General features: G+C 69.8%; 16 protein-coding genes. All 16 read left to right on the top strand.

Translation table 11 applies throughout. The annotated features are described in order from the left end of the window. Nucleotides 1-5: 5 nt before the first annotated feature. The 16 genes from lepB to ABFC67_RS01885 all read left to right on the top strand — a co-directional run bounded on the left by lepB (nucleotide 6) and on the right by ABFC67_RS01885 (nucleotide 14692). The gene (lepB, locus tag ABFC67_RS01960; protein ID WP_346736418.1) at nucleotides 6-809 is read left to right on the top strand and encodes a signal peptidase I; all 804 of its coding nucleotides are present in this window, start codon (nucleotides 6-8) and stop codon (nucleotides 807-809) included. A gap of 37 nt (nucleotides 810-846) precedes the next feature. Beyond that, complete coding sequence (locus ABFC67_RS01955) at nucleotides 847-1227, top strand: DUF4845 domain-containing protein (protein WP_346736350.1); 381 nt, start codon at nucleotides 847-849, stop codon at nucleotides 1225-1227. Nucleotides 1228-1231: 4 nt separating this feature from the next. Then, nucleotides 1232-1888: a ribonuclease III gene (rnc, locus tag ABFC67_RS01950; protein ID WP_346736417.1), complete on the top strand. Its 657-nt coding sequence runs from the start codon at nucleotides 1232-1234 to the stop codon at nucleotides 1886-1888. Beyond that, complete coding sequence (era, locus tag ABFC67_RS01945; protein WP_346736349.1) at nucleotides 1885-2799, top strand: GTPase Era; 915 nt, start codon at nucleotides 1885-1887, stop codon at nucleotides 2797-2799. The genes rnc and era overlap by 4 nt, the downstream gene beginning before the upstream one ends. A 134-nt stretch (nucleotides 2800-2933) precedes the next feature. Beyond that, complete coding sequence (gene recO / locus ABFC67_RS01940; protein ID WP_346736348.1) at nucleotides 2934-3644, top strand: DNA repair protein RecO; 711 nt, start codon at nucleotides 2934-2936, stop codon at nucleotides 3642-3644. Nucleotides 3645-4056: 412 nt separating this feature from the next. Next, nucleotides 4057-4332, top strand: coding sequence for a hypothetical protein (locus tag ABFC67_RS01935; RefSeq protein WP_346736347.1), 276 nt, complete (start codon nucleotides 4057-4059; stop codon nucleotides 4330-4332). Continuing rightward, nucleotides 4329-5294, top strand: a complete 966-nt coding sequence (locus ABFC67_RS01930; protein WP_346736346.1) for a cytochrome c — start codon at nucleotides 4329-4331, stop codon at nucleotides 5292-5294. The genes ABFC67_RS01935 and ABFC67_RS01930 overlap by 4 nt, the downstream gene beginning before the upstream one ends. Further along, complete coding sequence (locus ABFC67_RS01925) at nucleotides 5294-7030, top strand: cbb3-type cytochrome c oxidase subunit I (RefSeq protein ID WP_346736345.1); 1737 nt, start codon at nucleotides 5294-5296, stop codon at nucleotides 7028-7030. Before ABFC67_RS01930 ends, ABFC67_RS01925 begins: the two co-directional genes overlap by 1 nt. 224 nt (nucleotides 7031-7254) lie before the next feature. Further along, on the top strand, nucleotides 7255-9015 hold the full coding sequence (locus ABFC67_RS01920) for a cation:proton antiporter (protein ID WP_346736344.1): 1761 nt from the start codon (nucleotides 7255-7257) through the stop codon (nucleotides 9013-9015). A gap of 106 nt (nucleotides 9016-9121) precedes the next feature. Then, complete coding sequence (locus ABFC67_RS01915; protein WP_346736343.1) at nucleotides 9122-9736, top strand: TetR family transcriptional regulator; 615 nt, start codon at nucleotides 9122-9124, stop codon at nucleotides 9734-9736. Further along, nucleotides 9733-10884: an efflux RND transporter periplasmic adaptor subunit gene (locus tag ABFC67_RS01910; protein WP_346736342.1), complete on the top strand. Its 1152-nt coding sequence runs from the start codon at nucleotides 9733-9735 to the stop codon at nucleotides 10882-10884. The genes ABFC67_RS01915 and ABFC67_RS01910 overlap by 4 nt, the downstream gene beginning before the upstream one ends. Beyond that, nucleotides 10881-12083 (top strand): ABC transporter permease, encoded by a 1203-nt coding sequence (locus ABFC67_RS01905; protein WP_346736341.1) that lies wholly within the window; start codon nucleotides 10881-10883, stop codon nucleotides 12081-12083. The genes ABFC67_RS01910 and ABFC67_RS01905 overlap by 4 nt, the downstream gene beginning before the upstream one ends. Nucleotide 12084: 1 nt before the next feature. Continuing rightward, nucleotides 12085-12795, top strand: coding sequence for an ABC transporter ATP-binding protein (locus ABFC67_RS01900; protein ID WP_346736340.1), 711 nt, complete (start codon nucleotides 12085-12087; stop codon nucleotides 12793-12795). A gap of 70 nt (nucleotides 12796-12865) precedes the next feature. Beyond that, a complete protein-coding gene (locus ABFC67_RS01895) occupies nucleotides 12866-13318 on the top strand; it encodes an MBL fold metallo-hydrolase RNA specificity domain-containing protein (RefSeq protein WP_346736339.1) in 453 nt (150 codons plus the stop codon). A gap of 1 nt (nucleotide 13319) precedes the next feature. Beyond that, nucleotides 13320-14174 carry a TIGR00730 family Rossman fold protein gene (locus ABFC67_RS01890; protein WP_346736338.1) on the top strand — a complete coding sequence of 285 codons (855 nt, stop codon included), beginning with the start codon at nucleotides 13320-13322 and terminating at the stop codon, nucleotides 14172-14174. Between the two features lie 47 nt (nucleotides 14175-14221). Further along, complete coding sequence (locus ABFC67_RS01885) at nucleotides 14222-14692, top strand: cytochrome C (protein WP_346736337.1); 471 nt, start codon at nucleotides 14222-14224, stop codon at nucleotides 14690-14692. Nucleotides 14693-14716: the final 24 nt, after the last annotated feature.

The following is a 14716-nucleotide window of genomic DNA, read 5'->3' as shown; positions in this document are numbered from 1 at the left end:
TTGGAATGGATTTCGACTTCGCCGCATTGCTGCTGGCGTTGACCGCGCTGACCGGCGTGGTCTGGGCGATCGACCGGATGCTGTTCTACCGCCGTCGCCTCGAGCGCGCCGTGGCGCGCGGCGAGACGCCGCACGAGCCGGTGCTGGTCGACTACGCGCGCTCGTTCTTCCCGGTGATCCTGGCGGTGCTGGTGTTCCGCTCGTTCATCGCCGAGCCGTTCCGCATCCCGTCCGGATCGATGATGCCGACCCTGCTGGTAGGCGACTTCATCCTGGTCAACAAGTTCGCCTACGGCCTGCGCCTGCCGGCATTCAACACCAAGGTGATCGCCACCGGCGAGCCGCACCGCGGCGACGTGATCGTGTTCCGCTATCCGCCGGATCCGGTCCAGGACTACATCAAGCGCGTGGTCGGCCTGCCCGGCGACGAGGTCACCGTCAGCGCGGACAAGGTGTTCATCAACGGCAAGCCGATCATCCAGGACCCGGTCGGGCCGTACGCCGGCGAGGACGCCGAAGGCCAGATGCTGGAGCGGGTCGGCGCGGTGGTGCGCGTCGAACACCTCGACGGCGTCGACCATCGCATCATCGCGATTCCGGGCCTGGGCGAGAGCCGGGACGGAACGTGGCGAGTGCCGCAAAACTGCTATTTCGCCATGGGCGATAATCGCGATAATAGTGCCGACAGCCGCTTCTGGGGCTGCGTGCCGGAACAGAACCTGGTCGGCAAGGCGTTTCTGATCTGGTTCAGCTGGAAGGGGATGAACCACGGCGTGGACTTCGGCCGCATCGGCACCGTGGTCAAGTGACGCATCGAAGCGCCGCGCACGCGGCAGGGGGAGGCGCATGAAAAGCAGGCAGACCGGCATCACGCTGATCGGTTTTCTGGTGGTCCTGGCCGTGGCGGGCGTGTTCGCCTACACCGCGATGAAGCTGGTGCCCGCCTACGTCGAGTTCTTCGGCGTGGTCAAGTCGATGAACCAGGTGGCAAGCGAGGCCGGCGCGACCAGCAAGTCGCAGGACGAGCTGCGCCGCGACCTGCTGTACAAGTTCAGCTTCCAGTATGTCGACACCGACACGGTCAAGCCGCAGGACATCAAGCTGGACCAGCAGGGCAACGGCGGCACGCTGACCGTCACCTACGACAAGCAGATCCCGTTCGCCTACAACGTCGATTTCCTGGTGCATTTCACCAAGAGCGTCGCGCTCCAGGGCGGCGGCGATTGATGTGCTGAAGCTGGGCTACCGTTTTCGCGATGCCGCGCTGGCGGCGCTGGCGCTGACCCACCGCAGCGCCGGCCGGCCCAACAACGAACGCCTGGAGTTCCTTGGCGACGCCATGCTGAACCTGTGCGTCGCCGAGCTGCTGTTCGAGGCGCGCCCGGAAGCCAGCGAGGGCGAGCTGTCGCGCCTGCGCGCGCAGCTGGTCAACGGCCAGAGCCTGGCCGAGGTGGCGCGCGAGCTGGAGCTGGGCGACGCGCTGCGGATGGGGCCGGGCGAGCTGAAGAGCGGCGGCTTCCGCCGCGATTCGATCCTGGCCGACGCCTTCGAGGCGCTGCTGGCGGCGGTTTATCTGGACGGCGGCTACGCCGCCTGCCGCGAGGTGATCCGCGGCCTGTTCGTGCCGCGCGTCGCCGCGCTGGGCAAGTCCGAGAAGGATCCGAAGACGCGCCTGCAGGAGCTGCTGCAGGCGCACGGCTGCGCGCTGCCGCAGTACGAGCTGCTGGCCAGCCACGGCGAGGACCACGCCAAGACCTTCGACGTGGCCTGCCTGCTGGCAGAACCCGAGACGTTGCGTTTCGAGGGCCACGGCGGCAGCCGGCGCGCCGCCGAGCAGGCCGCGGCCGAACGCGCGCTGGCCGCATTGCCGCAGCGGCTGCAGCGATGAGCGATACGGCATCCGCCGGCGTTCCGCCGCGCTGCGGCATGGTCGCGCTGCTCGGCCGGCCCAACGTCGGCAAGTCGACCCTGCTGAACGCGCTGATCGGCTATCGGCTGAGCATCGTCACGCCGCGGCCGCACACCACGCGCCACCGCATCCTCGGCATCGCCACGCGGCCCGATGGCCAGATCCTGTACGTCGATACGCCCGGCCTGCATCGCGGCGTCAAGCGTGCGATGAACCGCAGCCTCAACCGCGCCGCGCACCAGGCGATCGCCGAGGTCGACGTCGCCGTGCAGGTGGTCGAGGCCGGGCGCTGGGGCGACGAGGACACGGCGGTGTACGCCGCGCTCGGCGAGCGCACGGTGCCGCGCCTGCTCGCGGTCAACAAGGTCGACAGCGCGCGCGACAAGTCGAAGCTGCTGCCGTTCGTCGCCGGGGTCGTCGCCCGGCATCCGTTCGACGAGGTCTACTACGTCTCCGCGTTGAAGCGCGAGGGCCTGGCCGAGCTGGAGCAGGGCATCCTCGCGCGCCTGCCGCAGCGTGCGCCGCTGTACGGCGACGACGAGATCACCGATCGCAGCGAGCGTTTCCTCGCCGCCGAGCTGGTGCGCGAGCAACTGATGCTGCGCCTCGAGGCCGAGTTGCCGTATGCAACCACCGTCGAGATCGAGCAGTTCCAGGAACGCGCCGACGGCATCGCCGAGATTCATGCGGTGATCTGGGTCGAGCGCGAAGGCCAGAAGGCCATCGTGATCGGCGCCGGCGGCGAGCGCCTGAAGGCGATCGGCAGCGGCGCGCGCAAGGCGATGGAGCGCCTGTTCGAGCGCCGGGTGTTCCTGCGCCTGTGGGTCAAGGTGCGCGAGTCGTGGTCGGACGACGAGGCGGCGCTGAAGCAGTTCGGATATACGGATTGAGGGCGGGGGGGCGCGGGACGGGAGAACGCTGAGCCGCGATGCGCAGCCCTCCGATTTCGTCATTGCGGCTTGCGCCGCAATGACGGAACCGCGAATCTCATCCAGTCTCCCGTCTCGCGTCTCCCGTCTCTTCGATGCGCATCGACCAGCAGCCCGCCTACGTCCTGCACGCGCGCGCGTATCGCGAGACCAGCCTGTTGCTCGAATGCCTGACGCGCGATCACGGCCGCGTCGGCCTGGTGGCGCGCGGCGTACGCCGCGAACGCGCGCGGCTGGCGCGTGCCGAGCTGGAACCGTTCCTGCCGCTGGCGCTCTCCTGGAGCGCGCGCGGCGAACTCGGTACGCTGGTCGGCGCCGAAGCCGCCGGCGCGCCGCAGCGTCTCGTCGGCGACGCGCTGCTGGCCGGCCTCTATCTCAACGAGCTGGTGGTGCGCCTCGTTGCGCGCCAGGATGCACATCCGGAGCTGTTCGGTGCGTACGCGCTGGCGCTCGGTCGCCTCGCCGGCGGCGAACCGCTGGCCTGGACGCTGCGCCGCTTCGAGCGCGACCTGCTCGACGCGCTCGGCTACGGTTTGCAGCTCGCGTGCGAGGCCGAGAGCGACGCGCCGCTGCGGCCGGATGCGGACTATGTCTACCTGCCCGAGTACGGTCCGCTGCCGTGGCGCGGCCAGCCCGGCCCGCGCGTGCGCGGCGCCGATCTGCTGGCGCTGGACGCGGACGTCGCGCCGGATGCCGAGGGCCTGGCCGCGCTGCGGCGGCTGATGCGCGCGGTGATCGCCGCCCACCTCGGCGGCGGCGAGCTGCGTGCGTGGCGCGTGCTGGGCGAAGCGCTGCGGCGACGCTAGGGAACGCCCGGGCACGCCGTCGTCCCCGCGAAAGCGGGAAATCGTCCTGCCGTTTCCGGCGCATGCCCGTTTCCGCGGGCACGGCGTCCATCGCGCGGTCCGGGTCTTCTATCGCGGGCATGGGAACGCGATTCCTTCGCGATCACGCTCGCGGCGTTGCCGGGTCCTGCTCGCGTGCAAGGGCAGCGCGGCGTCCGCCCCCGTCCATGCGTGCGCGCGCACGCCGTTTTCGGCAGCGCGATGGTGTCCATGCGACAAAAAGTCTTGTCGCTTGACTTGGGTCAGTCGCACCCGCGCGCGCCGTTCCTATATTCGTCACGCCTTTCACGTGCATCCTCCAGCGGGAGGGGATGCGGCGGTTTGCGGCGTTGCCCGACCGTACTTCAATCGTCCGTTGGGGGTGGCTCACGTGGTGCAGCGAATCATTGATCTGACGCTTTCGGTGCTGGCCAGCGCGGCCGGCTTCCTGCTGTCATGGCCGTTCTGGCGCAATTTCGAGTATTGGCCGGAATCGCACCTGGCCTGGCAGTTCTATTTCTCCGTCGGCTTCGTGCTGGCGGTGTACGTCTTCTACATCTTCATCGGCAGCCTGCGCACGCTGTTCCAGCATGACGCGCTGGAACACGCGGCATCCGCCGGCGCGGGCAGCGCGGGCCGTCCCGGAACCGACGAGGCCAACGCACCATGAGCTGCGCAAACGGCAAGAACTGCGACGAGACCCGCAAGCGCCGCCGAGCGCTTGTCGCCCTCGGCATCATGATGCTGATCTTCATCATGCTGTCCGGATTCTCGTTCCTGAAATCGCGTAACCAGATCACGCCGGACAGCGTTTCCTTCGGCCCCTACAAGGCGGCCGACGGCAAGCGCGTGTTCCAGTCCTACAACTGCATGGGTTGCCACACCATGGTGGGCAACGGCGCCTATCTCGGCCCGGATCTCACCAAGGAGTACGAGCGCGCGGGTCCCGCGTGGCTTGCGGCTTTCCTGCCGTCGGCGGGCGGCTGGCCCACGGAGGCGGCGGTGCGCACGCAGCTGATGAACCAGGACCAGATCGCCGATACCGGCGTCGATTCGATCGAGGCCTACTTCAAGAAGTACTCCGGCGCCCAGCAACGCGTCGAGCGTCGCGGCGGCGGCACCAGCCTGATGCCCAACCTGCCGCTCAGCAGCGAAGAGGTGGGGCAACTGATCGCGTATCTGAAATACACGTCGGCACTGAACACCGAAGGCTGGCCGCCCAAGGTGAAGATCGAGGGGCTCGACAGGCGCCTGCAGTTGGCCCACGGCACGCATGCCGTCGCTGCAGCCGCGCCTGCGGCAGCCGCGCCTGCGGCTGGCACGGTCGCGCCCGATCCGGCCGCGCGCGGCGAGCAGCTCGTGAAGGAATACGCCTGCGGCTCGTGTCATGCGCTCGACGACACGCGCCTGGTGGGACCCGGCTGGGGCGGACTGTCCGGCTCGCAGGTAAGTCTCGCGGACGGCAGCACGGTGAAGGCGGATGACGCCTACCTCGCCGAGTCGATCCGCCAGCCGAACGCGAAGGTCGTGGCGGGCTATCCGGCCGGCGTCATGCCCGCGTACGACAAGCTGCTCAAAGATGAAGACGTCAACGCCATCGTGGCCTACATCCACTCCCTGGAGAAGCAGTGATGCAGATCCAGTACCAGACTCAACGCCTCAGCATGCGCTTCTTCATGCTCATGCTGGTGCTGTTCGCCGCCCAGGTCGGTTTCGGCCTGATCCTCGCCATGCAGCAGACCGATCCGACCCTGCTTGCCGGCGTACTGAACTTCAACGTCGTTCGCGCCGAGCACCTCAACCTCGGCCTGCTCTGGATCCTCGCCGGTTTCATCGGGGCGATCCTGTTCGTCGGCCCGCTGCTGTCGAAGCGTGAACTGGCCGCACCGTGGCTGATCAAGGTGCTGTTCTACGCGTTCGTGGCCACGGTGATCTGGAACGTCGCCACGCAGGCGCTGGCCATGCGCGGCATCGCCGGCTGGTGGGAAGGGCAGCCCTGGCTGCAGGAAGGCCTCGAATACCTCGAGGCCGGCCGTGCCGCCGACCTGGTCATCCTGGTGGGCTTCAGCATCCTCGCCTACGTGGTGCTGCGGACGTTCCCGCCGGTGCGCGAGTGGAACGAGATCCACTGGGGCCTCGGCATCGGCGTGGTGGCGCTGATGGCGGTGTGGGTGTTCGGCCTGTTCTACGTACCGCGCCTCGACATGCAGGAGTACTTCCGCTGGTTCGTCGTCCACTACTGGGTGGAGGGCGTGTGGGAGGTGATCCACATCAGCCTGGTCGGCTTCCTGCTGGTGCTGCTGTTCAAGGTCGACGTGAAGTCGGTCGGCTACGCCGTGTTCTGGGGCGTGGTGCTGGTGTGGCTGTCGGGCCTGCTCGGCAACGCGCACCACTACTTCTGGATCGGCACGCCGGAGTTCTGGCAGTTCTGGGGCTCGCTGTTCAGCGCGCTCGAGCCGCTGCCGCTGGTGTTCTGCTTCTGGCACATCTATCTCGACGCGCACCAGAACCGTCGGCCACTGGAGAACGCGCCCGCGTTCTACTTCATCCTCGGCTCGGTGGTACTGGAGCAGGTGGGCGCCGGCATCCTCGGCTTCAGCATGACCTTCGCGCTGACCAACGTCTGGTCGCACGGCACGTGGGTGACGCCGGGCCACGCGCACCTAGCGCTGTTCGGCACCTTCGGCATGCTGGGCATCGCCGCGGCGTACTACGCGGTTCCGATCATGCGCAAGGCGACCAACTTCGACCAGCGCCTCGGCAAGCTCGCCTTCTGGCTGGTGTTCACCGGCATCCTGGGCGTGGCGCTGGCCTTCGCGCTGGGCGGCACGGTGCAGATCTTCGTCTACCGTACGCTCGGCCTCGAGTGGTTCGGCGGCGACGTCTTCCCGGCGATGGGCGTGTTCAAGCTGCTGGTGCCCACGTTCGGTTTCGTGTTCGCGGTGGGCGCCGGGGTGCTGATCTTCGATCTGCTGACCCTGGGACGCCGGGCGCGCGCGCCTGTCGCGCCCGATGCGCGGCACGGCGTGGCGCATGCCGGCGAAATGGCCGTGCATGCGGGCGGCGTGGGCGGGTGGAGCCGGTACCTCACCGGTTTCGAGGCCGGCATCTGGCTGATGGCGATGTGGATCTTCGGCGCCGTCATCACGCTCGGCCTGCTCAGCTTCAACCTGCCGCGCGTGCGCGAGATGGGCGATCCGACGCTGCCCTATCTGCTGGCGTGGATCGGCTATCCGGGGCTGCTGCTGGTGACGCTGCTGTTCGTGTGGCGCTTCCTGGCATCGATGGAGGCGCGCGTGGCGGCGCCCGCGGCGGCGTCCGCCGCAGCGGCGATTCCCGCCGGCGCGGCGGTTGCCGCCGAGGTCTGAGCGGCATCGGCAGCAGGCCGCCCCGCGCTGCTAGGCGGGTCGGCCGATGAGGTGAGGAGCCGCCGGGGCGACCCGGCGGCTCTGTCGTATCCGGAATCGGCCGGCGCGTGCGGCCGTGGCCAGAACCGGATGCGTCGGCGGCCGGTGCGCGCATCGCGGTCGCGCAAGCTGCTGCCGCGCGGTCGCATGGGTTAGGCTTCCTTGCGTCACCCTCGGGAGGCCCGATGCGCGAACTGCAATTCATCCAGGACCTCGCCGTCGTCCTGCTGGTCGCCGGCTGCACCACGGTGCTGTTCCAGCGCCTGCGCCAGCCGGTCGTGCTCGGCTACATCATCGCCGGCGTGCTGATCGGCCCGCACACGCCGCCGTTCAAGCTGATCCAGGACGAGCAGACGATCCGCACGCTGTCGGAACTCGGCGTGATCCTGCTGCTGTTCTCGCTGGGTCTCGAGTTCAGCCTGAAGAAACTGCGCCAGGTCGGCGGCAAGGCGCTGGCGATCGCCGGCGTCGAGGTGCTGCTGCTGCCGTGGCTGGGCTACGAGATCGGACGCCTGTTCGGTTGGCGCTTCATGGATGCGGTGTTCCTCGGCGCGATGATCACCGTCTCGTCCACCACCATCATCATGAAGGCGCTGGATGAGCTGGGACTGAAGCAGGAGCGTTTTGCCCAGCAGATCTTCGGCCTGCTGATCATCGAGGACGTCGTTGCCGTGGTGATGATGGCGCTGCTGACCGGCATCGCCAGCACCGGCGGCGTCGAGGCCGGCGACGCGGCGGCGATCGTCGGGCGGCTGGGGCTGTTCATGGCGGTGGCGCTGGTCGCGGGCCTGCTGCTGGTGCCGCGCCTGATCGACTACGTCGCGCATTTCGGCCGCCACGACGTGCTGCTGGTGACCGTGCTCGGCGTGTGCTTCGGCTTCTGCCTGCTGGTCGCGCAGATGGGCTACAGCGTCGCGCTCGGCGCGTTCATGATCGGCGCGATCGTCGCCGAGGCGCGCAGCGCCGGCCGCGTCGAGCAGATCGTCGAGCCGGTGCGCGACATGTTCAGCGCGATCTTCTTCGTCGCCATCGGCCTGATGATCGATCCGCACGTGCTGGTGCAGTACGCCGTGCCGATCCTGGCGGTGACGCTGGCGGTACTGCTCGGCAAGGTGGTCGCCTGCGGTTTCGGCGCGTTCGTCGCCGGCAACGACGGGCGTACCGCGCTGCGCATCGGCATGAGCATGGCGCAGATCGGCGAGTTCTCGTTCGTGATCGCCACGCTGGGGCTCAGCCTCGGCGTGATCAGCCGGTTCCTGTATCCGGTGGCGGTCGCGGTATCGGTGCTGACCACGTTCCTGACGCCGTACCTGATCCGCGCTTCCGCGCCGGCTGCCGACGCGCTGGCGCGCGCGATGCCGGCGGGTGCACGCGGCATGTTCGCCGCCTACACGGCCTGGTTCGGCGGCCTGCGCCTGAATGAGGAAGGCGCGGTGGTGGCGAAGATGATCCGGCGGCTGCTGTGGCACGTGGCGATCAACGCGATGCTGGTGATCGCGGTGTTCATCGGCGTCGCATTCCTCTACCGCCACGGTTACCTGCGCTTCGAGGCGCTGCAGCCGCATCCGGTGCTGCAGCGGACCCTGGCCTGGTCGCTGGCCGCGCTGATGGCGCTGCCGATGATCGTCGCCGCCTACCGCAAGGCCGACGCGCTCGGCCTGCTGCTCGCCGAGCTCGGCATCCGCGAAAGCTTCGCCGGGGCGCGCACCTACCCGCTGCGGCGCGCGCTGGCCAAGCTGATCCCGCTGCTGGCACTGCTCGGCCTGGCCTTGCTGGTCGGCGTGCTCGGCTCGGCGATCCTGCCGCCACGCCAGGTGCTGCTGGCGCTGCTGCTGGTGTTTGCCGTCGCCACTTGGTTCCTGTGGCGCGGGCTGGTCAAGGTGCATGCGCGCCTGCAGGCGGCGATCAAGGAAACGCTCGACACGCCGCGCAGCGAGGACTTCTGAGGGTGTGAGGCGGCGCCCGATGGCGGCGCCGCCCGCTTCGGCCCCTTGACGGCGGGCCGCGTCGCGATAAGATAGTAATTAGTTACTATCTTTTATGGCGACGGCAATGGACGCACCACGCAAGCATCTGCCCGCGGACGAGCGCCGCGCGGTCACCGTCGAGGCGGTGATCGGGCTGGCCGCCGAACAGAACCCCAGCGAGATCACCACGGCGGCGATCGCCGGGCGCATGAGACTGACCCAGGGCGCGCTGTTCCGGCATTTTCCAAACAAGGACGCGATCTGGCAGGCGGTGATGGAGTGGGTGGCCGACCGGCTGCTGGCGCGCATCGAGCACGCCGCGCGCGGCGCGGCGACGCCGCTGGCGGCGCTCGAGGCCATGTACATGGCGCATATCGACTTCGTCAGCGAGCACCCTGGCGTGCCGCGTATGCTGTTCGGCGAGCTGCAGCGCGCCGAGGACACCGCGGCCAAGCGCATGGTGCAAACCATGATCCGCCGCTATGCCGAGCGGCTGGGCGCGCTGGTCGAGGACGGCAAGGCGCGCGGCGAGCTGGACCCGCAGCTCGATGCGGCCGCCGCGGCGACGCTGTTCATCGGCAGCATCCAGGGCCTGGTGATGCAGGCGCTGCTGGCCGGCGACGCGGCCCGCATGCGCACCGACGCGCCGGGCGCGTTCGCGATCTTTCGCCGCGGCATCGCGGCGGGGGCGCGCCGATGAAACGCCTGCCCCTGCAGGGCCGCACGCTCGCGCTGCTGGCGGTGCTGGTTCCGATGCTCCTGCTGTTCGTCTACGTGGCCCTGCGCTCGGGACCGCTGGCGCCGGTGCGGGTGACGGTCGCCACCGTGGCGGAGCGCCCGGTCACACCGGCGCTGTACGGCATCGGCACCGTCGAGGCGCGTTACACCTATCGGATCGGCCCGACCTTCGCCGGACGGGTCAGCCGCGTCGACGTGCAGGTGGGTGACCGGGTCGCGGCCGGCCAGGTGCTGGGCGAGATGGATCCGGTCGATCTCGACGAGCGCATCCGCGCCCAGGACGCCGCACTCAGGCGCGCCGATGCGCAGCAGCGCGAGGCTGCGGCGCGCCAGCGCTACGCGCAGTCGCAGATGCGCCGTTACGAGCAGTTGCTGGCGTCGCATGTGGTCAGCGAGGAAACGGTCGCGAGCAAGCGCCAGGAACAGCAGGTCGCCGACGCCGCGCTGGCCGCCGCGGGCGAGGAATTGGTCCGCATCCGCGCTGACCGCGAAGCGCTGGCCGCGCAGCGCGGCAACCTGCGCCTGGTCGCGCCGGTCGCCGGTCTGGTGGCGGCGCGCGATGCCGATCCCGGCACGACGGTCGTCGCCGGGCAGGCGGTGCTGGAAGTGATCGATCCGGGCAGCGTGTGGATCAACGTGCGCTTCGACCAGATCAGCGCGCAAGGTCTTGCGGCGGGCCTGCCGGCGCGCGTGGTGCTGCGCTCGCGCGCGGGGCAGGCACTGGCCGGGCGCGTGCTGCGCGTGGAGCCGATGGCCGACGCGGTGACCGAGGAGACGCTCGCCAAGGTGGTGTTCGACGCGCTGCCCGAGCCGCTGCCGCCGCTGGGCGAACTGGCCGAGGTGACCGTGGCGATGCCCACGCTCGCCGCGGCGCCGGTCGTGCCCAACTCCGTCATCCGGCACGTCGACGGCAGGCTTGGCGTGTGGCGGGTCGAGGACGGCGACCCACAGTTCGCCGCGGTCGAGCTGGGCGCCGCCGATCTCGACGGCAACGTGCAGGTGCGCCGCGGCCTCGAGGTCGGCGATCGCGTCGTCGCATACAGCGAGAAGGCGGTGACCGCGCGCACCCGCATCCACGTGGTCGACCGCATTCCCGGTGCGGCGCGATGATCAGCCTGGCCGGACGCGACATCCTGCACGCCTGGGGCAAGTTCGTCTTCACCGGCATCGGACTCGGGCTGCTGATCGGCGTCACCCTGACCATGGCCGGCGTCTATCGCGGCATGGTCGACGACGGCAAGGCGCTGCTCGACAACAGCGGCGCCGACCTGTGGGTGGTGCAGAAGGACACGCTGGGCCCGTACGCCGAATCCTCCAGCCTGCACGACGACGGCTGGCGCGCGATCCGCGCCATGCCCGGCGTGGCGGACGCGGCCAACGTGACCTATCTCACCATGCAGGTGCGCCGCGGCGACGGCGACGTGCGCGCCATGGTGGTCGGCGTGGCCGCGGGCGAGCCCGGCACGCCCGGCTGGCCGCCGTATCTCGTCGCCGGGCGGCAGATCACGCGCAGCCACTACGAGGCCGTGGCCGACATCGCCACCGGCTTCAGGCTTGGCGACCGCATCCGCATCCGCCGCAACCACTACACCGTGGTCGGCCTGACCCGGCGCATGGTGTCCTCCAACGGCGACCCGATGGTGTTCATCCCGCTGAAGGACGCGCAGGAAGCGCAGTTCCTCAAGGACAACGACGCCATCCTGCAGAGCCGTCGCCGCACCGCGCAGAACCCGGCGTTCGACCGCCCCGGCGTGCCCGGCCTGCTCGACGCCGCGATCGCCGCGCAGGAAGGCAACCCGTTCGTCAACGCGGTGCTGGTGCGCGTGGCGCCTGGCTACACGCCCGAGCAGGTGGCCGAACCGATCCGTCGCTGGAAGCGGCTGACCGTCTACACCCGCGCGCAGATGGAAGGCATCCTGGTCGGCAAGCTGATCGCCACCTCGGCGAAGCAGATCGGCATGTTCCTGGTCATCCTCGCCGCGGTCAGCGCCGCCATCGTCGCCTTCATCATCTACACGCTGACCATGGACAAGATCCGCGAGATCGCCGTGCTCAAGCTGATCGGCACGCGCAACCGCACCATCGCCGCGATGATCCTGCAGCAGGCGCTTGCGCTCGGCGCGATCGGCTTCGTGGTCGGCAAGATCACCGCCACCTTCGCCGCGCCGCTGTTCCCGAAGTACGTGCTGCTGATGCCGGCCGATTCCGTCGCCGGCTTCCTCGCCCTGCTCGCGATCTGCGCGCTGGCCAGCGTCATCGCCATCCGCATGGCGCTCAAGGTCGATCCGGCCGAAGCGATCGGGGGCTGACGTGGGCGGCAAGGGCATTCGCATCGAGGGCCTGAGAAAACGCTATGGCCAGGGCGACACCGCGGTCGACGCCCTGAAAGGCGTGGACATGCACGTGGCGCCGGGGGAAGTGGTGGGCCTGATCGGCCCCTCCGGCTCCGGCAAGAGCACCCTGCTCAAATGCCTGGGCGCGGTGATCGACCCGACCGCCGGGCGCATGGTGCTGGGCGAGGAAACCATCTACGACGATGGCTGGCAGGTCCGCGACCTGCGCGCGCTGCGCCGCGACAAGATCGGCTTCGTGTTCCAGGCGCCGTACCTGATCCCGTTCCTCGACGTCACCGACAACGTCGCGCTGCTGCCGATGCTGGCCGGCGTGGCGAACGCCGAGGCGCGCGCGCGGGCGCTGGAGCTGCTTACGGCGCTGGACGTGCAGCATCGCGCGCGCGCGATGCCCTCGCAGCTTTCCGGCGGCGAGCAGCAGCGCGTCGCCATCGCGCGCGGCCTGGTCAACCGGCCTCCGGTGATCCTGGCCGACGAGCCCACCGCGCCGCTGGACAGCCAGCGTGCGCTCGCGGTGGTCCGCATCCTCAACCAGATGGCGCGCCAGTACGAGACGGCCATCATCGTCGTCACCCACGACGAGAAGATCATCCCGACGTTCAAGCGCATCTACCACATCCGCGACGGCGCGACCCACGAGGAAGCCGGCGAGGGGAGGGGATTCGATTGAACCGTTCGCTGCGCACGCGCAACTCGACAGGCGCGCGGCATCCGCGCGGCGTCCGCGGCGGGGAAGGCTGATGGACATCACTTTCCTCGGCGCCGCCCGCGAGGTCACCGGCTCGTGCTTTCTGGTCGAGGCCCCCGGCGTCCGTTTCCTGGTGGACTGCGGCATGGTGCAGGGCGGACGCGAAGCGCCGCGGTGCAATCGCCAGCCGTTCGCCTTCGATGCGCGCGCGATCGACTTCGTGCTGATGACGCACGCGCACATCGACCACAGCGGCCTGCTGCCGAAGCCGACGCGCGCCGGCCATACCGTCGGCGGGCTCTCGGCGCATGCCGACCAGCGCGCGCTGCTGGCGTGGACCGCCGGCTTCCGGCGCCCGCCGCGACGGACCTTCGTGGTGCACGGCGAGGCCGCGACGGCGAATACCTTCGCCGCGCGCCTGTTCGCCGAGCGCGGCTGGGCGGCGACGGTGCCGCAGCCCGGCCAGCGCGTGTCGTGGGACGACGCGTCCCGCGGAGAAGGCTGACATGACCGACCGCAGCCAGCACGAAGCCCTGCGCCGGAACATCATGCAGGGATCGGCCTATCGCCTGGCGCAGGAGGACGCGGAATTCCTCGCCGACGACGACCTGCGCGCGGTGCGCCTGCAGCTCGAGCTGCTCAAGCCCGAACATGCCCTGCGCCAGCACAACATCCGCTCCACCGTCGTGGTGTTCGGCAGCGCGCGGCTGGCTCCGCCAGAGCACGCGCGCGCGCGGCTGGCCGCGGTCGAGGCGCGGGCGCGAATGCAGCCGGACGATCCGGAGCTGGCGCACGAACTCGACGTCGCCAGGCGGCGCCTGGCGCAGTCGCGCTACTACGACGAGGCGCAGCTCTTCGCGCGCATCGTCTCGCGGCGTTTCCAGAGCGAGGGCCGGCGCGATTTCGTGGTCGTCACCGGCGGCGGGCCGGGCATCATGGAGGCGGCCAACCGCGGTGCGTACGAGATGGGCGCGCGCTCGATCGGCTTCAACATCACCTTGCCGCGCGAGCAACAGCCCAAACCCTTCATCACGCCCGAGCTGGCGTTCCGCTTCCACTACTTCGCGTTGCGCAAGATGCATTTCCTGCAGCGCGCGAAGGCGTTGGTCGCTTTCCCGGGCGGCTACGGCGCGCTCGACGAACTGTTCGAGGCGCTGACGCTGGTGCAGACCCGCAAGATGGCGCGCATCCCGATCGTGCTGGTGGGCGGCGCATTCTGGCGTCGTGCGGTGGATTTCGATTTTCTCGTCGACGAAGGCGTGATCGGCGCGGCCGACGCCAAGCTGTTCGCGATCGTCGAAAGCGCGGGCGAGGCGGTCACCGCGCTGCAGGATTTCTACGCGGGCGCGCCGCCGCCGTGAAAGGCGAGAACCGCGCGGGGCGACGCGTCGCCGCAGAACGGCATTCCGTGGCGGGAATTCCCGCGCCGGGCCGATACTGGACCGGTGCCGCCGCCGCCCTTGCCGCATGCCTGGCGCTTGCCAACCTGCCGGCCGTGGCCGACGGCGCCGATGCGCGCGAACCGCCGGCGCTGCGCGGGATCATGCTGGACCTCGACGGCGCCAGGCAGGCCATCGCCGACGGCATCGCGCGCGAAGACTGGCGGGCCGTCGCCGAAGCCGCGCGGCGCATCGCCGAACACCCGCAGCCGCCACTGGCCGAGAAGATGCGCATCCTCGCGTTCGTCGGCAGCGACGCTGGCCGGTTCAGGGGCTACGACAGACAGGCGCGCGAGGCGGCGCGCGCGATCGGGAAAGCCGCTCGGCGGCAGGACCGCCCGGCCGCGGCCGCGGCATTCGCCGCGATGCAGGATGCCTGCATCGCCTGCCACGCGACCTTCCGCAAGCCGTTCCAGGAACGCTTCCCGGCGCGGCGCTGAGCGAAATGCACGGCGCCGAAGCCT

The sequence above is a fragment of the Mizugakiibacter sp. genome, assembly GCF_039680435.1.
In the GTDB taxonomy this organism is placed as follows: domain Bacteria; phylum Pseudomonadota; class Gammaproteobacteria; order Xanthomonadales; family Rhodanobacteraceae; genus Mizugakiibacter.
This window is presented reverse-complemented; position numbering and strand designations above follow the sequence as displayed.